Origin of the sequence: Paraburkholderia atlantica, assembly GCF_000092885.1 — a bacterium.
GTDB lineage: Bacteria > Pseudomonadota > Gammaproteobacteria > Burkholderiales > Burkholderiaceae > Paraburkholderia > Paraburkholderia atlantica.
The window spans coordinates 1,369,035-1,389,319 of record NC_014118.1; the positions used below are offsets into that span (position 1 = coordinate 1,369,035).

General features: G+C 63.5%; 17 protein-coding genes and 1 pseudogene. 11 read left to right on the top strand and 7 right to left on the bottom strand.

The annotated features are described in order from the left end of the window. Nucleotides 1-65 precede the first annotated feature (65 nt). The 7 genes from BC1002_RS22165 to BC1002_RS22195 all read left to right on the top strand — a co-directional run bounded on the left by BC1002_RS22165 (nt 66) and on the right by BC1002_RS22195 (nt 7,685). The gene (locus tag BC1002_RS22165) at nt 66-1,481 is read left to right on the top strand and encodes a cache domain-containing protein (RefSeq protein ID WP_013092227.1); all 1,416 of its coding nucleotides are present in this window, start codon (nt 66-68) and stop codon (nt 1,479-1,481) included. Then, entirely contained in the window at nt 1,478-2,131 is a 654-nt protein-coding gene (locus BC1002_RS22170; protein ID WP_013092228.1) for a response regulator, read from the top strand. Before BC1002_RS22165 ends, BC1002_RS22170 begins: the two co-directional genes overlap by 4 nt. Before the next feature lie 50 nt (nt 2,132-2,181). Next, nucleotides 2,182-2,724: a hypothetical protein gene (locus BC1002_RS22175; protein WP_013092229.1), complete on the top strand. Its 543-nt coding sequence runs from the start codon at nt 2,182-2,184 to the stop codon at nt 2,722-2,724. Nucleotides 2,725-2,907: 183 nt separating this feature from the next. Beyond that, nucleotides 2,908-4,848 carry an arylsulfatase gene (locus tag BC1002_RS22180; RefSeq protein WP_013092230.1) on the top strand — a complete coding sequence of 647 codons (1,941 nt, stop codon included), beginning with the start codon at nt 2,908-2,910 and terminating at the stop codon, nt 4,846-4,848. Nucleotides 4,849-4,855: 7 nt separating this feature from the next. Further along, nucleotides 4,856-5,947, top strand: coding sequence for a formylglycine-generating enzyme family protein (locus BC1002_RS22185; protein WP_013092231.1), 1,092 nt, complete (start codon nt 4,856-4,858; stop codon nt 5,945-5,947). Further along, nucleotides 5,944-6,738 (top strand): MetQ/NlpA family lipoprotein, encoded by a 795-nt coding sequence (locus BC1002_RS22190; protein WP_013092232.1) that lies wholly within the window; start codon nt 5,944-5,946, stop codon nt 6,736-6,738. The genes BC1002_RS22185 and BC1002_RS22190 overlap by 4 nt, the downstream gene beginning before the upstream one ends. Next, on the top strand, nt 6,732-7,685 hold the full coding sequence (locus tag BC1002_RS22195) for a hypothetical protein (RefSeq protein ID WP_013092233.1): 954 nt from the start codon (nt 6,732-6,734) through the stop codon (nt 7,683-7,685). Before BC1002_RS22190 ends, BC1002_RS22195 begins: the two co-directional genes overlap by 7 nt. Nucleotides 7,686-7,718: 33 nt before the next feature. Here the strand turns inward: BC1002_RS22195 and cls are convergent, their stop codons facing one another. The 4 genes from cls to BC1002_RS22215 form a co-directional block, all read right to left on the bottom strand. Beyond that, nucleotides 7,719-8,993, bottom strand: coding sequence for a cardiolipin synthase (cls, locus tag BC1002_RS22200; RefSeq protein ID WP_013092234.1), 1,275 nt, complete (start codon nt 8,991-8,993; stop codon nt 7,719-7,721). A 151-nt stretch (nt 8,994-9,144) separates the two neighbouring features. Further along, entirely contained in the window at nt 9,145-9,651 is a 507-nt protein-coding gene (locus BC1002_RS22205; RefSeq protein WP_013092235.1) for a hypothetical protein, read from the bottom strand. Between the two features lie 22 nt (nt 9,652-9,673). Continuing rightward, on the bottom strand, nt 9,674-10,525 hold the full coding sequence (locus BC1002_RS22210) for an H-NS family nucleoid-associated regulatory protein (RefSeq protein ID WP_013092236.1): 852 nt from the start codon (nt 10,523-10,525) through the stop codon (nt 9,674-9,676). A gap of 209 nt (nt 10,526-10,734) precedes the next feature. Continuing rightward, nucleotides 10,735-11,073 carry a hypothetical protein gene (locus BC1002_RS22215; protein WP_013092237.1) on the bottom strand — a complete coding sequence of 113 codons (339 nt, stop codon included), beginning with the start codon at nt 11,071-11,073 and terminating at the stop codon, nt 10,735-10,737. 407 nt (nt 11,074-11,480) lie between these two features. Here BC1002_RS22215 and BC1002_RS22220 point away from each other — a divergent pair, with 407 nt between their 5' ends. Continuing rightward, the gene (locus BC1002_RS22220) at nt 11,481-11,732 is read left to right on the top strand and encodes a hypothetical protein (protein WP_238537949.1); all 252 of its coding nucleotides are present in this window, start codon (nt 11,481-11,483) and stop codon (nt 11,730-11,732) included. Nucleotides 11,733-11,753: 21 nt separating this feature from the next. Here the strand turns inward: BC1002_RS22220 and BC1002_RS22225 are convergent, their stop codons facing one another. The 3 genes from BC1002_RS22225 to BC1002_RS22235 form a co-directional block, all read right to left on the bottom strand. Then, entirely contained in the window at nt 11,754-12,827 is a 1,074-nt protein-coding gene (locus BC1002_RS22225) for a DUF6765 family protein (protein ID WP_013092239.1), read from the bottom strand. Nucleotides 12,828-13,101: 274 nt separating this feature from the next. Continuing rightward, on the bottom strand, nt 13,102-13,563 hold the full coding sequence (locus tag BC1002_RS22230) for a DUF488 domain-containing protein (protein WP_013092240.1): 462 nt from the start codon (nt 13,561-13,563) through the stop codon (nt 13,102-13,104). A 103-nt stretch (nt 13,564-13,666) separates the two neighbouring features. Next, on the bottom strand, nt 13,667-14,017 hold the full coding sequence (locus BC1002_RS22235) for an FKBP-type peptidyl-prolyl cis-trans isomerase (RefSeq protein WP_373685682.1): 351 nt from the start codon (nt 14,015-14,017) through the stop codon (nt 13,667-13,669). A gap of 251 nt (nt 14,018-14,268) precedes the next feature. Between BC1002_RS22235 and BC1002_RS22240 the strand changes: the two are divergent. The 3 genes and pseudogenes from BC1002_RS22240 to BC1002_RS39405 all read left to right on the top strand — a co-directional run bounded on the left by BC1002_RS22240 (nt 14,269) and on the right by BC1002_RS39405 (nt 19,992). Then, nucleotides 14,269-16,909, top strand: a pseudogene (locus BC1002_RS22240) (ligase-associated DNA damage response DEXH box helicase). After that, nucleotides 16,906-17,568 carry a ligase-associated DNA damage response endonuclease PdeM gene (pdeM, locus tag BC1002_RS22245; RefSeq protein WP_013092244.1) on the top strand — a complete coding sequence of 221 codons (663 nt, stop codon included), beginning with the start codon at nt 16,906-16,908 and terminating at the stop codon, nt 17,566-17,568. Before BC1002_RS22240 ends, pdeM begins: the two are co-directional and overlap by 4 nt. 234 nt (nt 17,569-17,802) lie before the next feature. Beyond that, a complete protein-coding gene (locus BC1002_RS39405; protein ID WP_157874733.1) occupies nt 17,803-19,992 on the top strand; it encodes a hypothetical protein in 2,190 nt (729 codons plus the stop codon). Nucleotides 19,993-20,285 lie beyond the last annotated feature (293 nt).

Below are 20,285 nucleotides of genomic sequence, written 5' to 3' on the forward strand. Positions count from 1 at the left end.
AAGCGCGCAACTACGTAAGCCGTCTACGTAATAATACGTAGCCCGTTGTCTGGGTTTTTTCAACGATGAAACTCAAAGCAAAGATTGTGCTGCTGGCGATCGTGCCCTTTCTGGGCGCGATCGCCAGCATCGAGACCGGCGTGCGCCGCGAAGCGACGGCGCTCGCCGAGCGCCAGCACGCGACCACCCAGGCCGCCTACATGGCCAGCAAGGAGGTCGAGCTCAAGCACTACGTCGAGCTCGCGACCACCGCGGTCGCGCCGCTCTACGAAGCCGGCGGCGACAACGCCCGGGACGACGCGCTGCTGCGCACGCGCGCGCTCGCGGTGCTGGAAAAGATGAATTTCGGCGAGGACGGCTACTTCTTCGTGTACGACCTGCACGGCCGCACGCTGATGCATCCGCGCGAGCCGGACCTGGTAGGCCGGGATCTGTGGTCGTTGCGCGATAGCCACGGCGCGCCGACGATCCAGCAGCTGCTCGCCGCGGCCGCGCGCGGCGGCGGCTACGTGCGCTATCTGTGGCATCGGCCGTCGACCGGCAAAGAAGAGTCGAAACTCGGCTACGTGGTGCCGCTCGAACGCTGGGGCTGGATGCTCGGCACCGGCATTTATCTCGACGACGTCGACGCCGCGCTCGCGCATATCGACGCCGAGGCCGCGGCCAATATCGCCCGCACGATGAAGTGGATCGACGCGATCGCGGTGGCCGGCCTTGCGGTCATCGCGCTGTGCGCGCTGGTGCTGAACGTCACCGAATATCGCAGCGCCGACGCGAAGCTGAAGCGGCTCGCGCAGCAGGTCGTCGAGTCGCAGGAAAACGAGCGAGCGCGCCTGTCGCGCGAACTGCACGACGGCATCAGCCAGATGATGGTGTCCGTGAAGCTGCTGCTCGAATCGGCGCTCGCGCGGCTTGAACGCGGCGACGCGCGCGTGCCCGCCGCCGAGGCCGCGTTGTCCACCGGACTCACGCGGCTCGGCGATACGCTGCGCGAAGTCCGGCGCATTTCTCATGCGCTGCGTCCGTCGATGCTCGACGATCTCGGCGTCGCCGCCGCGCTCGAACAGCTGACGCGCGAACTCGGCGACGAGTCCGGTATCGCGATCGGCTTCACGCAGATCGCGCACACGCATGCGGCCACTCTGCCCGATACGGTCAACACGGTGCTATTTCGCATCGCCCAGGAAGCGCTGACCAACATCGTGCGGCATGCGCAGGCGTCGAGCGCGGCGCTTGCGCTCGAAGTGTCGCGCGATGCGGTCACGCTGACGATCTCCGACAACGGCCGCGGCTTCGACGTGGCCGACGCATTCGTCGGCGGACTCGAAGGCGTCGGCCTGCGCAACATGCGCGAACGGCTCGAAGCGCTCGGCGGCACACTGTCGCTGAACTCGCAGCCGGGACACACCGTCGTTACCGCGCGCGTGCCGCTGCCAACGACGCACGCCACGGTGCCGCCCCTGCAGGAGCTCTCATCATGAACGACACGACCTCTCCTTCGATCGCGCGTCTGCTGCTCGTCGACGATCATCCGCTCGTGCGCGACGGTCTGCGCGCACGTCTCGAAGCGGTGCGCCACTTCGAAGTGGTCGGCGAAGCGGGCGACGCGCAGCAAGCGCTCGCGCTGGCCGAACGACAGGCGCCGCATCTGGCGCTGATGGATGTCGGCATGAAAAGCGGCATGAACGGCATTGCGTTGGCAGGCCTTTTTCACGAGCGCTTTCCGGCGATTCGCGTGCTGATGCTGTCGATGCACGACAACCTCGAATATGTAACCCAGGCGGTGCGCGCGGGTGCCAGCGGTTACGTGCTGAAGGATTCGCCGGCGCTCGAAATCATTCAGGCGATCGGCGCGGTACTCGACGGCAAGACGTTCTTCAGCGCGGAGATCAGTGCCCGGTTGATCCAGGCGTCGGCGACGCAATCGCCGGTCGAACGTTTGACGCCCCGCGAGCGCGACATTCTCGATGCGCTTGCCGAGGGACTGTCGAGCAAGCAGATCGCGCTGCGCAACGATCTGTCGGTGCGAACCGTGGAGACGCATCGGCTGAATCTGAAGCGCAAGCTCGATATCGAAGGACAGGCCGAGTTGATCAAGTTCGCGGTCGAGAATCGGCGCAACAAGCGTTGAGGTTCGCGGGCGCGCGATAATGGGCGGTCCACACCTGGAGCGACTACAGCATGAAACGCGTATTCGAACTGAGTCTCGCCAGCCTGATGCTTTGTGTGGCCGCGGCTCGCGTTTACGGCGAACCCGCGCGCGTCAATCGCGGCCACGATCCATTTCTGCAGATCTCCAAAGCTGTCGGCGATTGCCCGACACCGCTTGGCCCATTCGAAACCGAAAGGGAATGGCTCGACGATAGCCATTACCGGATCGAACGCGGCAATAGCTGCTGGATAGAAGGCCGTTGCCGTTTGCCGAACGCGTATCTGTACGACGCGGAAATCGCCGACAGTGTGCAACGGCGTCTCGCGAATCTGAACGTCGCGACGCACTGGCGCGAACAATCGACGCTATGGCTCACGCTGCAACGCCGCTTTGTCTACGTCGAAGGCTGCGTCGCGCCGGGCTTCGACAAGAAGACCTTCCTCACCGAACTGGCCAAAACAGCGGACGTCGAGCGCGTGATCGACAACACGATTACCGATCCTCACGCCACGCAGTTGCCGTACCGCACGCAGGCAGACCCGGATAAGCCCGTGCTCAATCCGGGCAATTAGCGCGCCAACTGGCGATGTTCGCCCCTGGCATCTACTGTCTGCTATATCGACAAACGTCGATAGCAACGCAGAAATCGTTCGTTTGGCCTTTATAACGTCATTGCTAACATCGGCGGCCCTACCCTACGGTCCGCAATAACAATGACAACACCTCGATTTCGCCGTACCAGCTATCGCCCTTCAATGCGTCTCGGCATGATCGGCGCCGCCGTAGCGAGCCTCGTCACGCTCGCGTCGTGCGGCGAAGACAACCTGCCGAGCGCGTCCGCCGCGTCGAGCGCGGCACCCGCGTCCGCGCCGGTCGTCGCGCAGAAGCGGCCGAACATCCTGTACATCATGGCCGATGACCTCGGCTACTCCGACATTCACGCATTCGGCGGCGAAATCAACACGCCCAATCTCGATGCGCTCGTGCAAAGCGGCCGCATCCTGACGAATCACCACACGGGCACCGTCTGCGCAATCACGCGTTCGATGCTGATCTCGGGCACCGATCACCATCTGGTCGGCGAAGGCACGATGGGCGCGCCGACCGACGAGCGCAAAGGACTGCCGGGATACGAAGGCTACCTGAACGATCGCGCGCTATCGGTTGCGCAGTTGCTGAAGGACGGCGGCTATCACACATACATGGCCGGCAAGTGGCACATCGGCTCGGGCATCGTCGGCAGCTCGACGGGCAGCGGGCAGACGCCGGACCAATGGGGCTTCGAGCACAGCTACGCGCTGCTCGGCGGCGCCGCGTCCAATCACTTCGCGCACGAACTGGCCGGCTCGAAGAACTACACCGAAGACGGCAAGTACGTGCAGCCGGGCCAGCCCGGTCAACCGGGCGGCGCGGGCGGCAGCCCAGCCGTGTTCTACTCGACGGATTTCTACACGCAGCGCCTGATCTCCTATATCGATTCGAACAAGGGCGACGGTAAGCCGTTCTTCGCGTACGCGGCCTATACGTCACCGCACTGGCCGCTGCAAGTGCCCGATCCTTATCTGCACAATTACGTCGGCAAATACGATGCCGGTTATGACGCGATCCGCGATGCGCGTATCGCCCGGCAGAAAGCGCTCGGCATCATCCCGCAGGACTTCGTGCCGTACGGCGGCGCAACGGAGACGCTGGCCGCGAGTCCGGCCACAGCAAACAACGGCACCACGAACGCGAAATACGTGAGCGCCGTGAACAGCGCCGTGCAGGGCTACACCGATTACGGTCCCGGCTTCGTGAACAAGAAGTGGGACAGCCTGTCGCCGGCCGAGAAGAAGGCGCAGGCACGCTATATGGAAATCTACGCTGGTATGGTCGAGAACCTCGATCACAACATCGGCCTGTTGATCCAGCATCTGAAGGATATCGGCGAATACGACAATACGTTCATCGTGTTCCAGTCGGATAACGGCGCGGAAGGCTGGCCGATCGATTCCGGCGCGGACCCGACCGCCACCGACATCGCGAACGCGGCCGATCCGACCTACTCGCAACTCGGCACCGACAACGGCAAGCAGAACGCGCAACGTCTGCAATACGGCTTGCGTTGGGCCGAAGTGAGCGCGGCGCCGTTCCGCTTGACCAAGGGTTATTCGGGCGAAGGCGGCGTGTCGACGCCGTTGATCGTGCATCTGCCGGGACAGACTTCGCAGAAGCCGACGCTGCGTGAATTCACGCACGTGACCGACAACACCGCGACGTTCCTCGCGGTCGCGCAGATTGCGCCGCCGACCACGCCCGCGCCCGCGCTGATCAATACGCTGACCGGCGTGGATCAGAACAAGGGCAAAGTGGTTTACAACAACCGTTATGTGTATCCGATCACCGGAAAATCGCTGCTGCCGCAGCTCGAAGATCGGAGCACGGCGCCCGTGCATAGTGCGTCGTTCGGCGACGAAGCCTACGGCCGCGGTTATCTGCGCAGCGCCGACGGCCGCTGGAAAGCCCTGTGGACCGAACCGCCGCTCGGCCCCGTCGACGGTCACTGGCAGTTGTACGACATGAACGCCGATCGCGGCGAAACGCAGGACGTGTCGGCGCAGAATCCGTCGATCATCGATGGTCTCGTGCAGCAGTGGAACGACTATATGACTAGCGTCGGCGGCGTCGAGCCGTTGCGTCCGCGCGGTTACTACTGAGCACCCGATGGCGTTTTCATTCAAGCTCAAAGGCGGCGTTGCGCTGTATGGCGCATACGCCGCGCTCGCGGCGGTCGCATTCGCCGCCGCGTTTGCCGCGCCTTCCATCGGTGCGGCGAGCGCGGTGGTATTCGGCGGCGGCCCGTCCAGCGCATTCGACAGCCTGAACCGCTCGCGGCCACTCGCCGCGCTCGGCTCCGAACAGCAATGCGAGCGTTACTCGGGCCTGCCCGCGCGCTGGCGCGACGACCCGCAAGCCGGCATGGTGCATCTGCATGGCGGCGACTTCGTGTTCGGCAGCAAGCTCGGTTACGAAGACGAGCGCCCGGCCGGCGACGGCAAGACGCACGTTGCGGGTTTCTGGATCGACCAGACCGACGTCACGAATGCGCAGTTCGCCGCGTTCGTGCGCGCGACCGGCTACGTCAGCGATGCGGAGCGCCAGGGCGGTGCGGTCGTTTTTCACACGCCGACGCCCGAGGAAATGAACGCGCGTGATCTCGCCTGGTGGAGTTGGGTCAAAGGAGCCGCGTGGAATCATCCGGGCGGCCCCGGCAGCAATCTCGACGGCCGCATGAATCAACCGGTGACGATGGTCACGCAGGCCGATGCGCTCGCGTACGCACACTGGCTCGGCCGCGATCTGCCGACCGAAGCCGAATGGGAATACGCGGGCAAAGCCGGCCATGAAGGCGCGGATCTCGACACCGCGCCACGCGACGCGCACGGCAGGCCGAGCGCGAACTACTGGCAAGGCGTGTTTCCGGTGCTCAACACCAGCGAGGATGGTCATGTCGGCCTGTCACCGGTCGGCTGCTATGCGGCGAACGACTTCAGGCTTTACGACATGATCGGCAATGCGTGGGAATGGACCAAGGACGTGTACAGTGGTCCGCACCAGTCGCATACGAACGGCGATACAGCGGCCGTGGCGCCGCTCAGTCGCCGGCACGATACGCCGATGGTCATCAAGGGCGGCTCGTTCCTGTGCGCGCGCGACTATTGCGTCAGGTATCGCGCAGCGTCGCGCGAGCAGCAGGAAGCCGATTTGCCGGCTTCGCATATCGGTTTTCGCACGGTGTCGAGGGATCAATCATGAAGCGACATGCGATTGCCGCGCTAGCGCTCGCGGTGCTGACTGCGTGGCTGCCTGAACCCGCGCATGCTGCCGCGCAGACGATCAGGGTCGGCGTGAGTTCGGGCGCGCAAGCGGAGATCATGAACGAAGTGCGCCGCGTCGCCGCGACCGAGGGTCTGGCGCTCGACGTCGTCGTGTTCGATCAGCCATCGCGGATCGACGCAGCGCTCGTCGCGAAACAGATCGACGTCGCGAGCTTCGAAGACGAACCCGCGCTCGACGCGCAACGCAAATTGCATGGCTATGCACTGACGAGCGTGGCCACGACCGTCACGTTTCCGGTTGCGCTCTATTCACGTAAGCTGACGAGTCTCGTCCAATTGCAGCGCGGCTCGACGATCGCGGTTCCCGACGATCCCGCCGGCACCGCACGCGCGCTGATCCTTCTGCAAAACGAAACGCTGCTGACGTTCCGCGACAGCGCGGGCCTGCACGCGACGCTCGCCGACATCACGAGCAACCGTCTCCGTCTGAAGATTCGTCAGGTGCCGCGCGCGCGTCTGTACGACTCGTTGAACAGCGTCGCGTTCGCTGTGATCGACAGCGACACGGCCGCGCGCTCGGGTCTTCGCCCCGCGCGCGACGGCCTCAGTCTCGAAGACGCGCGCTCGCCGTACGCGAACGTGCTGACCGTGCGCGACAGCGATCGCCAGCACGCATGGGTCGCGCAACTGGTCGCCGCCTATCATTCGAATGACGTCGCGCATTTCATCCTCACCCGTTATCAGGACTCGGTGCGTCGGCCGTGGTGAACACGTTTTCGTTTTCCTGCTCCGCGTGCGGTCGATGCTGCAACAGCCCGCCGTCGATGACGCTGGCTGAGTTGTTTCGCCATCCCGACCGGTTTATCGGCTGCATCGCGATCGGACGCGTGGCGCGCAGGCGGCCGGGCGAACGGCTGCGTGTCGGCCGGCATGAAGCGGTGCTCGACGACGCCGACTGCGCGGCGTTCGAGGCGCTCGCCGATACGCTGCTGTATCGCGCTGGGGACACCTTCAGCATCGTCGCCCAGGGCTTCGACTATCCGTCGCTCGCTCGCTGCCCTGCTCTCGCGGACGACGGACGCTGCGCGATTCATCTGCAAGGCAAGCCGCTGACCTGCGAGGTAGTGCCGCTCGACCCGCTCGTGCCGGACAGCCTGCAATATCTGGTGCTGGCTGAACGCGGCGACAGCGCCATCTACGTCGGCAGCGCGTGTATACAGCAAGGCAAACGCGACGATGCGGCGTTGCTGGTCGACGCAGGCCGCATTGCCGATCCGCACGCTGAAGATGCGCTCGCGCGGCGGCGTCGCGCGCTCGAACAGGAGCGCGCAATCTGGACGCAAGCCGTATTCGACGCACTGCGCGCCGACCTGTTCGGCTCACCCGCCGCGCTCGCCCGCATCCCAGCGGGGGGTTTTCTGACGATCTCGCTCGTGCCGGCACTGCTGAGCGTCGCGGCGGCATCCTCGCGCTGCCGCGAGCTGTGCATCGACTATATCGACACCCAGTTGGCGTTGATCGATTGCAGCATCGCGCAAGCGCTCACACGACGCCGGCTCGACGATCGTCCGGTCACGCAGCAACTGCGCGGCTTTGCCAATGCGTATCGGCACGCGAAAGCGCGCCTCGTCGATGTGACTGCCGTTGAGCAACACCACGGCACACTGGCCGCGCGGCCCGACATTGAAGCGTACCTCAGCAGCGCCGTTCACTGATCCGTCGGCGCCTCGACACGTTGGCGCCGGTATTCACAGCTGCGTGTCCAGTAGCCGTACGAACTTTTCGACGATCTTCTCGGTGATCGAACGCCGCGTCCATGCTTCGAGTGTGATGCGCTTCGACTTCGCGATGTCGTCATTGAACGCGGCGGTCTGCTGCCTGGCGAAATCGCGATCGTAGATGTTCAGGTTCGCTTCGTCGTTCAGCTTGAACGAGCGGTTATCGAAGTTCGTCGAGCCGACCGACACCAGGTACTCGTCGACCACCAGCAGCTTGCAATGGAACATGGTCGGCTGGTACTCGTAGATCTCGACGCCTACTTCCAATAGATCGCCCCAGCACGCCCGCGAGGCTTCGCGCACCGTGTGCGTGTCGATGCGTTTTCCCGGCGTGACGATCTGTACTTTGACGCCGCGTTTCGCGGCTTCGACGATCGCGTTGATGGTGAGCTGGTCGGGCACGAAGTACGCGCTCGCAAGCCGCAAACTGTGCGTGGCGGCAGTGATGGCCATCAGGTACATCAACCGCATGTCGTCGCTGCCGCCCGACGGCGAACTGCTGAACATATGCGCGAAACCCTCGCCCGCTCCTTTCGGCTCGGCGTCGATGTGCGGAAAATACCTGGGACCGTGCAATACGTTGCCAGTCGCCTTGATCCAGTTATCCATGAATACGGCCTGCATATGGGCGACCGCCGGACCGGTCAAGCGGAAATGCGTATCGCGCCAATGCTTTTCGTCCTGCGCATGGCCAGTCCACTCCGGGGCAATGCCGACCCCGCCCGTAAAACCGATCCGGCCGTCGATCACCAAGAGTTTCCGGTGCGTACGATCGTTCATGCGACCGAGTCCGGTCCAATGCGGCTTGTGATACTTGACCACTTCGGCGCCGGCCTCGCGCAGCAGTTCCAAATAGCGCCGATCCATTTTCGACGAACCGACCCAGTCGAGCAGTACATGCACGGCGACGCCTTCACGCGCCTTATCGGCAAGCGCGCGCGCAATCTGCTCGCCGATCTCGCCGGACCAGTAAATGAACGTTTCAAATGTGATGGTTTCGCGCGCCGACCGAATGCCTTCGAGCATCGACGGAAAGATCTGGTCACCGTTGAGCAGCATCTCGAAGCGATTACCCGCCACCACGGGTGGACCGAGCAATAGACCCATCGAGCGGAGGAATTGTGGATCTTCGCTCTTATAGAGCCGCTCGATCTTGTGTTCTATTTTCTTCTCGCCGCTCGACAGATTGGCGATCACGAGAACGATCACCAGCGTGACGAACGCGGTAATAACAATGGTCAGCATGCGTGGCCTCGATGGCAGGCGGCGGATCACGGCACGCGCACCCCTCGTGCGACAGGAACGTGCCGGACTCGTGCCTGGCTTTCACGATCTTCCCGTCATGCACGGCGCGTGCCCGCATCGGGACCGCGCCTTGCTTTCCGGTTCCAACGCCTTATCTGACCAATGCGAATGCCTCGCGACTTGCTATTTCACCCGCGCCGAATACGCCGATGACCGTATAGTCCGACGCCACGCATTCGAACGTCGATGCCCGAAACGTAATGACGAAATGTCGCCTCGCCGGTGCCGCAGCAGCAATGGCGATAGAGTCCGTCGCGACGGCGGCAATCTCCGCGCACAACGACGAATTGACGACTTCATGCACCGCGTAGCCGGCGAGACCTTGCGCCGAGAGCGGATGAATGGCGAGATCGTCATCGCCCGGCGGACCAAGACGATGAAACACGGCGTCGGCGAACAACACCGCGCAAAAAGGATCGTCGTCGGGATCGAATGGCCCGAACCGTTCAAAGTCCGACTCCGCGATCGGATAAGTGAGGATTACACGGCGATCGCTGGCGACGATGAATGGCTCGGCGGCATCGGCGGCCGGATGAGGAACGGAGTCCAGCAGGAAGACCTGATCTTCCTGCCGGGATGCATCGAAGGTGCTAACCATCTACTTCACGACTCCGCGGCTATTACGCGCCTGCCTGCGTTTCGGGCGTTTGCGTAGCCGCTGCGACGGGCGCGGCCGTGCTCTTTGCGGCAGCCTTTCGGGCCGGTGCTTTTCTTGCCATCTTCACCGCGCTTTTGCGGCCGGCGGTTTTCTTCACCGCGGCTTTCCGACTTGCCGGCGTTGCCTTTGTGGCCGCGGTCTTTTTCACGGCCGTCTTGCGCGTTGCTTTTTTCGCCACTGCTTTTTTGGCCGTGGTCTTCTTGCCTACGGCGCTTGCGGTCGCTTTCGCCTGGCCGCTCTTGGCCGCCGTTTTTGCCGCTTTCGGCGCAGCAGCCGCGCTCGCGCCATCGATCAGGAATTTGCTGCGATCCTTAACGGAAGCGAGCCATGCCGGCGCCGGACCGCGACCGCTCCAGGTCGCACCAGTTTTCGGATCCAGGTACTTCGGCGGCTGGGCGCCTTTCGGCTGACCTTTGCCGCGCTTCGACACGGGAGCAGCCGCGGCTTTGCTTGCGCTCGCAGCGTCGATCAGGAACACCGTGCGGTCCTTCACGCCGGCGATCCAGCCGGGCGCGCGGCCGTGACCTGTCCAGGTCGCGCCGGTTCTATGGTCGCGGTACTTCGCCGGCGTTGCCGACTTGGCGGCTTTGCTCGCGCCAGCAGGTCTTCCCCGTCCCGTACCCGCATTGCCATTCAGACCTCGCGCAACACGTCGTGCCTTTGCCTGTGCTTCGATGTCGGCAGTCGTGAGACCGTGCTTGAGCATCAACTCGCGAATCTGGTCGACCGCGGCTTGTGCTTTTCTGGCAATGAGAACGTCAGCTTGCGCCTGGAGCTTCTTAAGCTTTGCTTGGATTTGCTCTAACGAAGGCATTTGATTGCTCCTTATGTGGTAATCGTCGAACTATGCCATGAATGACGGAAGAAAGGCAGTCTATTGACCTATCCTGAGCTTCAGTACATCGATACGAGCGCCGATTGAGCTTTCAAAATAACAAAGCTTTCAGGTTTTCTACCGGGTCATCGAAGCTTTCTTCCTTTTCCTTCCCTCGTGATTCTTCTTTTTCATTTCGGTTCCACCACTCAGATAGGTGTAAAAACGACGACCTGGCGATCGGCAATGTACCTCACACTCCGTATAAAACGGTAGTGTTGACCGTCCGCCGTTATCCGGTTCAGGCCGAGGCGGGTCAGTACCAGCATTTCATCCGCCTGGAAAGCGTCGACGACACCGGATTCCGTTAAATCCTCCAATGCACCGGATGGATTTCCGACATAAACGCTGCGCGCCTGCTTGCCGATCCGCATGACGACCACGCTTTTTCCCTCGTCGAGTGCCAATTCGAGAAACCCCGCGAGCGTACGCAACGACTCCGGCGTGCAAGTCCTGGTCTGATAGATCGCTGCATTCGATGGCGTCATTTGTGTTTCCCCGTCATCCGCATCGGCGAGAAAAAGCGCGCCGTCATGCTTTCTGGCATTAGTCGCTTCTACTATAGCCCGGCATTTGGATATTCAAAGGAGAGTAGCCCACTTTTTAATTGAAAACGGTCTTTTTTTTGGTGGCCCGCTATAGCAAACGGATTCCAGCTCGTGCGAAACGCCTCTGACGATGCGTGCAAAGCCCTGCTCCGGTAACGTGCCGTTACCGATCTTGCAGCACCTGTTGCTCCTGCTCTGTTCAAGACCATTTACACTTCGTGTCCGGGCCCAGCGGCGGATGAATAGCCAAAGGAGAGTCCTTTGTCAGCCGCCCTGCTCGCGGCGGCTATTGAAAAAGACGCCGGGCCACCCTATTTTCGATCCACTCAAACACGATGGTACTTGCGATGAAAGCTGGCTTTATTCGGACCGCCCTGGGGGCACTGGCAGTCTCGTTGGCAATGGCAGGCACCGCGAACGCGGCCGGTTGCCTGAAAGGAGCGGTAGTGGGCGGTGTCGCCGGGCACTATGCGGGACATCATGCGGTGGTCGGCGCCGTCGGCGGCTGTATCGTCGGACGGCATGTGGCCAAAAAGCACGCGGAAGAACAGCAGGCGGCGGCTCAGGCCGCGCCGCATCAGCAAGCCAAAATGCAGTAACTGGAGAATGCGGGCGACCAGTCAGGCAATGCGTAATCCGCGCGCGGGCAAGATCTCCTGGGTGGTTACGAAACGGTGCTGTTTGACCGCGTCGTGAAAGAGCCGGTAGTCGCTCTTCTCAAAGGTGGTCGTCCACTCCGGTCTGTCCCCGGTGTCGTCATCGCACAACAAACCGGTGGCCTGGTACTTCCACGAACCGTGTCCTTTGGCGATATACCCGGGCACGAGTTCTTTCAAACCCGGAATACGGCCGGTACTCACCCATTCGCAAACGGTTTTCAGACGCAGATTGTCGTCGGGTTCGCGGTTCGTATCGAGCAGTCGGGTCAGTGCGTCTTTGACGTCCTCCGGCATGCCGGGCTGGTTTTCGAAATCTTCACGTCCTGCCAGATAAGCTCGCACGACACGGCAACTCATGTCTGCCGCTTGCACGAAATCCGGCAAATTATGTCGTGAGATGAAGTGATTGCAGCCTTCGATGTAATGCCAGCGTGCCCACGGCTGGTCCGGATAGTGCAACGCGGCGCCGTGGCCGACCGGCAACGCGATTGTCAGAACGTCCGTCTCGACGCGTTCGGTCAGATGCGCGACCGCCAGTTCCAGGCTCGCGAGCCAGCCTTTGCGCGTGCAGTCCTGCGCTTCGAGAAGATGCACGCGATTCCACGGGCTCTCGATGCCCGCGAATCCCTGGTGCGCCCAGGTGTCGACATATGTATGAAGCGTCACGCCGAGCCTGTGCAACGCGGTCTCCGAATCGCGCTGCCGGATCGCGCGCCGCACGACTTCGCGCGCGACCTCACTGTCGGGCCGGCAAACCGCCTTTTCCTCGAGACTGTCACCCACCCCGGCCGGCAGAAAATGAAACGGCGCCCACACGAGCCGATTCTGGTCGTTCTCGGTATTGGCGTAATCGAATAACTTGTGCGCGGTCGCGAATCGCTCGAATGTCTCGCCGCCTTTGAACCGCAGTATTCCGCTCGTCGTTGCGTCGTCGACGTATTGGCAGGCATGCGCGACGGTTTGCGCATCGCCGGCCGTCATGCCGCCGACGCGCGCGGCAATGTAGACCACGCCGTAATGGAAGTCGATATTCATGGCAGGCGCTCCTGGCGCGCGTAATCACGTCCGGTTTGCGGCCGGCGATAGGGCGAGACGAATACAGGGAGCCGCGCGTGAGTAGATAGTAGACGAGCGAGTGGGACTCGACTTGAAATAACGTGCGTATCGGTCGTGTTTTTCCACGTTTCGCGCCACCCTACTATTCGGGCTACTGATGGAAAACTCCGGCGGTACCAGCGAGGTCAACCTGCCGGCACGGAAAGCCGCCGGGCGATGAGGCGGAAAACGTAACCCGGCCGACCGCCGGCGGTCAGGTCAAATGTGTAACGGAAAGACGATTGTTCCAGTGCTGGTTCAGATACTCGAGCGCGAACATCCGGTGACAATGATGTGGTAAATGTTCACTGCAAAGCAGGCAACTCGATTCAAATAGCGCGATATCCAGATTGCTTTCCACACGGCGGCGCGCGATGAGGTCGAGATATTCCTCGCGAAAGTTCTCCCAGCTCAACTGCTTGCCCTGGTAGCGTTTGAGCAGTTCCGGCTCGGGAGCCAGCTCCGGTATTTCCACGTACGCCGCATCGCACAACTGCTCGAGAAAGAAAGGCAGATCCTGCTTTTTCGCAAAGCCCGCCAGTTGCGACGTGTTGTTGAGGCGAATGTCGAGCACCGTGCGCACCTGGGCGTCTTTCAACAAACCGAAGAACTTCTGGGCGCTCTTGCCGGTAAATCCAATGCTGGCCACCTGCACGATGCTTCTGTCACGTTTCATGGTGAATCCCCTTGGCGCGCCATTCGGTGCCCATAAAAAAGCCCCGCTGCGATTGGCGCAGCGAGGCTCGGTGGCAGTGCATCTTTAGCGCCGCTCGCGCGCTTCACTTGACGATGTCGACCAGTTCGACTTCGAAGGTCAGATCGGTATTCGGCGGAATCGGGCCGACGCCGCGATCGCCGTATGCGGTCGCCGCCGGGCACGTGAGTCGCGCCTTGCCGCCGACTTTCATCTTCTGCACGCCTTGCGTCCAGCACGGAATCACGCGATTGAGCGGAAACGTGGCCGGCCCGCCATGCTTGGCCGAGCTATCGAACTCAGTGCCGTTGGGCAGAGTGCCGCGGTAGTTGACTTTTACCACGTCGGTCGCGGACGGTTGCGGGCCCGTGCCTTGCGTCAGATGTTCGACGATGACGCCGGACGGCAGCTTCTCCGTGGTCGGCGCGGCAGCCATCGCGGTCGAGGACAGAACGGCTGCGGCCAGCAAAGCAACGAGTGATTTCAAAGCTAATCTCCAGTGGGGTAGTCCGTTTGATTGTAACGGATCGGGTGTCGGCCGAGGCTCCCAAATATTGCCGGATGCCGCGGGTCGTTGCGCGCCTGTGAGGCTCCTCGCTGAACCGCGGCGCGACCCCGCGGTCCACATGAACATGCGGCGCGAGTCGCCGGCACACGAATCCGCCACACCCGTTGAGAACGCTTTCGATGACCGAGCCGCCCAATTCCGACGACCCCGCTGACAACTCCACCGCCGCCCCGGCGCCCTCCGACGAGCGCGTTCGCGCGCCAAGGCCGCGCAGGATTCCGCGCAGCCGCGCCCAACAGGCGCGGCTCGATGCGCGCGAACCCGCCTTCGAGCCGCTGCCGTTCCCCTCTTATTCACCTGACGCAGCGCGCCGCCCATTCGCGGACAAACTCGACGCATGGTTCGCTTCGCGCCATTGGCAGCCGTTCGAGTTTCAGCGCGAGGTATGGCGCAACATCGCCGCTGGCGCGAGCGGTGTGCTGCACGCAAGCACCGGGGCTGGCAAAACCTGGGCGGTGTGGTTCGGCGCGCTCACCGCGTTCGCTAGCGCTGCGTCGACGCCCCGCAAGCATCCCGAACCGTTGACGGTGCTCTGGATCACGCCGATGCGCGCGCTCGCGGCCGACACCGCGCGCGCGTTGCAAAGCTCCGCCGCCGAACTCGCCGTACCCTGGAGCGTCGGTCTGCGCACCGGCGATACGTCGGCCGCCGAACGCGAGCGGCAGAATCGGCGCATGCCGTCCGCGCTCGTCACGACGCCCGAGAGTCTGACGCTGATCCTGACGCGCGCCGATGCGCGCGAAGTACTGTCTCAGGTACGGCTCGTGATCGTCGATGAATGGCACGAACTGCTCGGCAACAAACGTGGCACACAGACGCAACTCGCGCTCGCGCGTCTCACGCATTGGCGGGCCGGCTTGCAGGTGTGGGGGCTGTCGGCGACGCTCGGCAATCTGTCGTTCGCGACCGAAGTCCTGCTCGCGCCGGTCGCGACCCCGCGCGTCAGTGTGCATGGCGCGCTGCCGAAGGCGCTGATCGTCGATACGATCATTCCCGACACGATCGAGCGCTTTCCGTGGGGCGGTCATATGGGCATGCGTCAGGTCGACGCGGTCGCGCGCGCGATCGACGAAGCGCGCACCTCGCTTGTCTTCACGAACACGCGCTCGCAATGCGAGGTGTGGTATCAGGCGCTGCTCGACGCGCGCCCCGAATGGGCCGGCGTGATCGCGCTGCATCACGGCTCGCTCGATCAGCAGGTACGCGAGTGGGTCGAACGCGGGTTGAAGAACGGCTTGCTAAAGGTTGTGGTGTGTACGTCGAGTCTCGATCTCGGCGTCGATTTTCTGCCGGTGGAACGCGTGTTCCAGATCGGCTCGCCAAAGGGCGTTGCGCGTTTGATGCAGCGCGCCGGCCGCTCGGGACACGCGCCCGGTTTGCCGTCACGGGTGACGATCGTGCCGACGCATGCGCTCGAATTGATCGAAGCGGCGGCCGCGCGTGAAGCCGTCGACAAACGGCAGATCGAAAGCCGCGATACGCCGCACAAGCCGTTCGACGTGCTGGTTCAGCATCTCGTCACCGTCGCGATCGGCGGCGGCTTCGATGCGCGCGAGCTGTACGACGAACTTCTGCATACCTATGCATATCGCGATTTGACGCAGCAGGAGTTCGACTGGGCGCTGAATTTCGTCGAAGGCGGCGGCGCGACGCTGCGGGCGTATCCCGACTACCATCGCGTCGCGCGCGATAGCGACGGCCTGTACCGCGTGCCGCGCAACGATCTCGCGCGCCGGCATCGCAACAATATAGGCACGATTCGCGAATGGCACGTTGAATGTGGCGTATCTATCGGGCGGGCGCATTGGTGCCATCGAGGAATCGTTCATCTCGCGACTCAAGCCCGGCGATGTGTTCACGTTCGGCGGCCGCGCGCTGGAACTGATCCGCGTGCAGGACATGACGGCGTGGGTGCGACGTGCGAGCTCATCGCGTGGGGCAATGCCGCAATGGGCCGGCAGCCGCATGCCGTTATCGTCCGAACTCGCCGACGCGACTCTGACGATACTCGCGCGCGCCGCCGACGACATCTACGACGAACCGGAAATGCGCGCGGTGCGGCCGCTGCTCGAATTGCAGCAGAAGTGGTCAGCATTGCCCGAGCCGGGCGTGCTGGTCATCGAGTTGCTGAAATCGCGCGAGGGTCACCACTTCTTCTGCTATCCATTCGCAGGGCGCACCGCGCATATTGGGCTTGGTGCTGTGCTCGCGTGGCGAGTCGCGCGCGACAAACCCGGCACGTTTTCGATTTCGATGAACGACTACGGTTTCGAATTGCTATGCGCGCAGGCGTTCGACTGGGACGCGCAACTGCACAATGGCCTGCTCTCACCTGACGAACTCGACCACGACATTCTTGCGAGCCTCAATTCGTCCGAACTCTCTTTGCGACGTTTTCGCGAGATTGCGCGGGTGTCGGGACTCGTATTCCAGGCGCATCCGGGACAGCAGAAAAGCGCGCGGCAATTGCAGGCATCCAGCGGGCTTTTCTATGAGATCTTTCGTCAGCACGATCGCGGCAATCTGCTGTTGGGCCAGGCCGATACCGAAGTACTGCTGCAGGAACTCGACGTGCGGCGCATTCGTATTGCGCTCGAACGAATGAACGCGAGCCGCGTCGTGCTCACGCGGCCCAGGAAGCCGACGCCGTTCGCGTTTCCATTGATCGTCGGACGCCTGCGCGAAAAACTCAGCACCGAGAAGCTCGCGGATCGCGTCGAGCGAATGCTGGCAGAACTCGAAAGGGCGGCGCAACGATGACGGCGACCTCGCTTGCGATCGACGTCGGCGGACGACCTCTCGTTCTATCGAGCTTGCGCGCGTGTTTCGATCCGGTGCTGCGCGCGCTTTTTATCGCCGATGCGCATTTCGGCAAAGATGCGGTGTTTCGCGCGCGCGGCATCCCGGTGCCGACTGGTTCGACTGCGGAGAATCTGCTGCGGATCGATCGTCTGATCACCGAGTTCGAGCCGGCGACGCTGGTGTTCCTCGGCGATCTACTGCATGCGCGCGAGTCGCTGTCGGCGCTCACGCTCGATGCGTTGCATGCGTGGCGCGCGCGGCATGCGTCGCTGCGCGTGGTGCTAGTCGAAGGCAATCACGATCGGCATGCCGGTGCGTTGCCGCTTACGTTGGATGTCGAGTCTGTGCGCGAGCCGTGGCATTTCGGGGCGTGGGCGCTGTGTCATCACCCGCATGCGGTCGATCGCGCGTATGTGCTCGCGGGGCATGTGCATCCGGTCTATCGGATCGCGACGCGGACCGATTCAGTGCGGGTGCCGTGCTTTCGCTTTGGGATCGATCGGGGGGTGCTGCCGGCGTTCGGGAGCTTTACTGGAGGCGCGCGTGAGACGGGGCGCGTTTCGGGGGAGAGGGTTTTTCTGGTGGTGCAGGAGAGGGTGATCGAGTTGAGGGGTTGAGTGGACGGCGGGGGCCGTCCACTTTGTTGCCTGATTGGGTTTTTGTTTGCGGGTTGGTTTGCTGATTCGCTAGCTGGGTTTTTTGCTGGGTTTCTTGCTGGGTTTTTCGCGGCAAACTTCCCGCGGTGCTCGAGCGGGATTGGTGTGGGGGCCGGGCGGCGCCGGCCTGCTCTCCTGGAAGGAGTCCCGCGAGGTTCGCGGGACTCTTGCGACTGCTTAGTGGTTGCTGCCGCCGTGGCCACCATTGCCGGAACCACCGCCGCCGTAGCCGCCATGACCTCCGTGGCCACCGTTTCCGAAGCCGCCGTTGCCGAAGCCGCCGTTTCCGAAGCCGCCGCTGCCGAAGCCGCCGTTTCCGAAGCCGCCGCTGCCGAAGCCGCCACCGTTGCCGCCATGGCCGCCGTGTCCGGAGCCTCCGTTGCCCTGGCCGCCGCCGTCACCGCCATGGCCACCGTTGCCGGAACCGCCGTTCCCGTGGCCGCCACCGCCTTCGCCGCCATGGCCGCCGTGTCCGGAACCGCCGTTGCCCTGGCCGCCGCCTTCACCACCATGGCCACCGTTGCCGGAACCACCGTTGCCCTGGCCGCCACCGCCTTCGCCACCATGGCCACCGTTGCCGGAACCACCGTTGCCCTGGCCGCCACCGCCTTCACCGCCATGGCCGCCGTGTCCGGAACCGCCGCTGCCCTGGCCGCCACCGCCTTCGCCACCATGGCCGCCGTGTCCGGAACCGCCGCTGCCCTGGCCACCACCGCCTTCGCCGCCATGGCCGCCGTGTCCGGAACCGCCGCTGCCCTGGCCACCGCCTTCACCACCATGGCCACCGTTGCTGGAACCGCCGTTGCCCTGGCCGCCACCGCCTTCGCCACCATGGCCGCCGTGTCCGGAACCGCCGTTGCCCTGGCCGCCGCCTTCGCCGCCATGGCCACCGTTGCCGGAACCGCCGTTGCCCTGGCCGCCGCCTTCGCCGCCATGGCCACCATGTCCAGAGCCTCCGCTGCCCTGGCCGCCGCCTTCGCCACCGTGGCCGCCGTTACCGGAACCGCCTTTGCCTTCGCCACCGCTGCTACCGTGGCCAGCATCGCCATGGCCGCTGTCACCATGACCGCTGTCGCCGTGACCGCTTTCGCCGTGACTGCCGTCACCACCGTGGCCGTGGCCATGACCGCCATCGCCGTCACCCTCACCACCGTGGCCGTGGCCATGACCGCCGTCGCCGTCACCATCACCGCCGTGGCCGTGGCCATGACCGCCGTCGCCGTCACCATCACCACCGTGGCCATGACCGCCGTTGCCGTCACCATCACCACCGTGGCCGTGGCCATGACCACCGTTGCCGTCGCCATCGCCGCCGTGGCCATGTCCATGACCGCCATCGCCGTCACCATCACCACCGTGGCCGTGGCCATGACCGCCGTCGCCGTCACCATCGCCACCGTGGCCGTGGCCATGACCGCCATCGCCATCGCCATCACCACCGTGGCCATGACCATGACCGCCATCGCCATCGCCATCGCCATCGCCGCCGTGGCCATGTCCATCACCGCCATCGCCGTCACCATCACCACCATGGCCATGTCCATGACCGCCATCGCCGTCACCATCACCACCATGGCCATGTCCATGACCGCCATCGCCGTCACCATCACCACCGTGGCCGTGGCCGTGACCGCCGTCGCCGTCACCATCGCCACCGTGGCCGTGGCCATGACCGCCATCACCATCACCGCCATGGCCATGGCCATGCCCATGCCCACCACCACCGTCCCCACCATCCCCGCCGTTATCACCGCCACCGTTGTTGCCGCCATCGCCGCCCGTGCCGCCATTCCCCGAGCCATCGCCACCGCTTCCAGCGCCGCCGTTACCGTTGCCGCCAGATCCGCCGTTGCCGTTGTTGCCAGATCCGCCGTTGCCGTTGTTGCCGCCGGTGTCTCCCGAACCCAGCCCTCCCGTGCCGGAATTAGCCGAACTGTTTCCGCCACTGCTGCCCGCGCCCGTCGACGACGTCCCGTTGCCCGGCGACGAACCGGTCGACGACGTCGGGCCGAGCCCCGCCGCCGCGATGCCAAGGGCGCCCGCCCCGAGCTGTCCGAATCCCTGCGACGTGCAGCCCGGCCCGCCGCCCGACGGACATCCGCCGTGCACGCTCGCTTCAGCGAGCACCATCACTCCAGGATTGGTTGCCGGCGCGGCGGTGCTCCCCGAATTCGTCTGCGCACCCGCCATCGCCGCATAAAGACTGACCGCGACCGCCAAAGCCGCCCGCCGCGTGCCAAGTATCCACGCGTCCCCGTTTTGCTTTTTCATTTCACCCTCCTAATTATTTCCCCTGAGCGACCGGTCCAATTAACGAGTGAATCTCCGCTCGTCAAAAAAACGAAAGTCAAAGCCTTTGCGCAACTTCGCCTAATGCGAATTTAAAATGCGCTCGCACTAAATACTTCTCTCACGGAAAATCCCCGGTCCGATTTGGCGTGCTTCGAGAGAATGGGCTGGCCGTGCGCGCACCTGATCGTGAGAGCCGCACAGCGAGGCTTGATGGACGTTGAAGTTATTCGCAGTGCAATCGCGCGACCGTGCGTTAGACCACGCTATGCGATATTGGCGATACGGCTTGCCAGGCAGGGGGAAACGACGAGGCGCCCGTCAAATCCTCTAATCCAGATTCTTCAGACGGGAAGCGAAAACTATCACCCGCGATGCAATTTAACCGA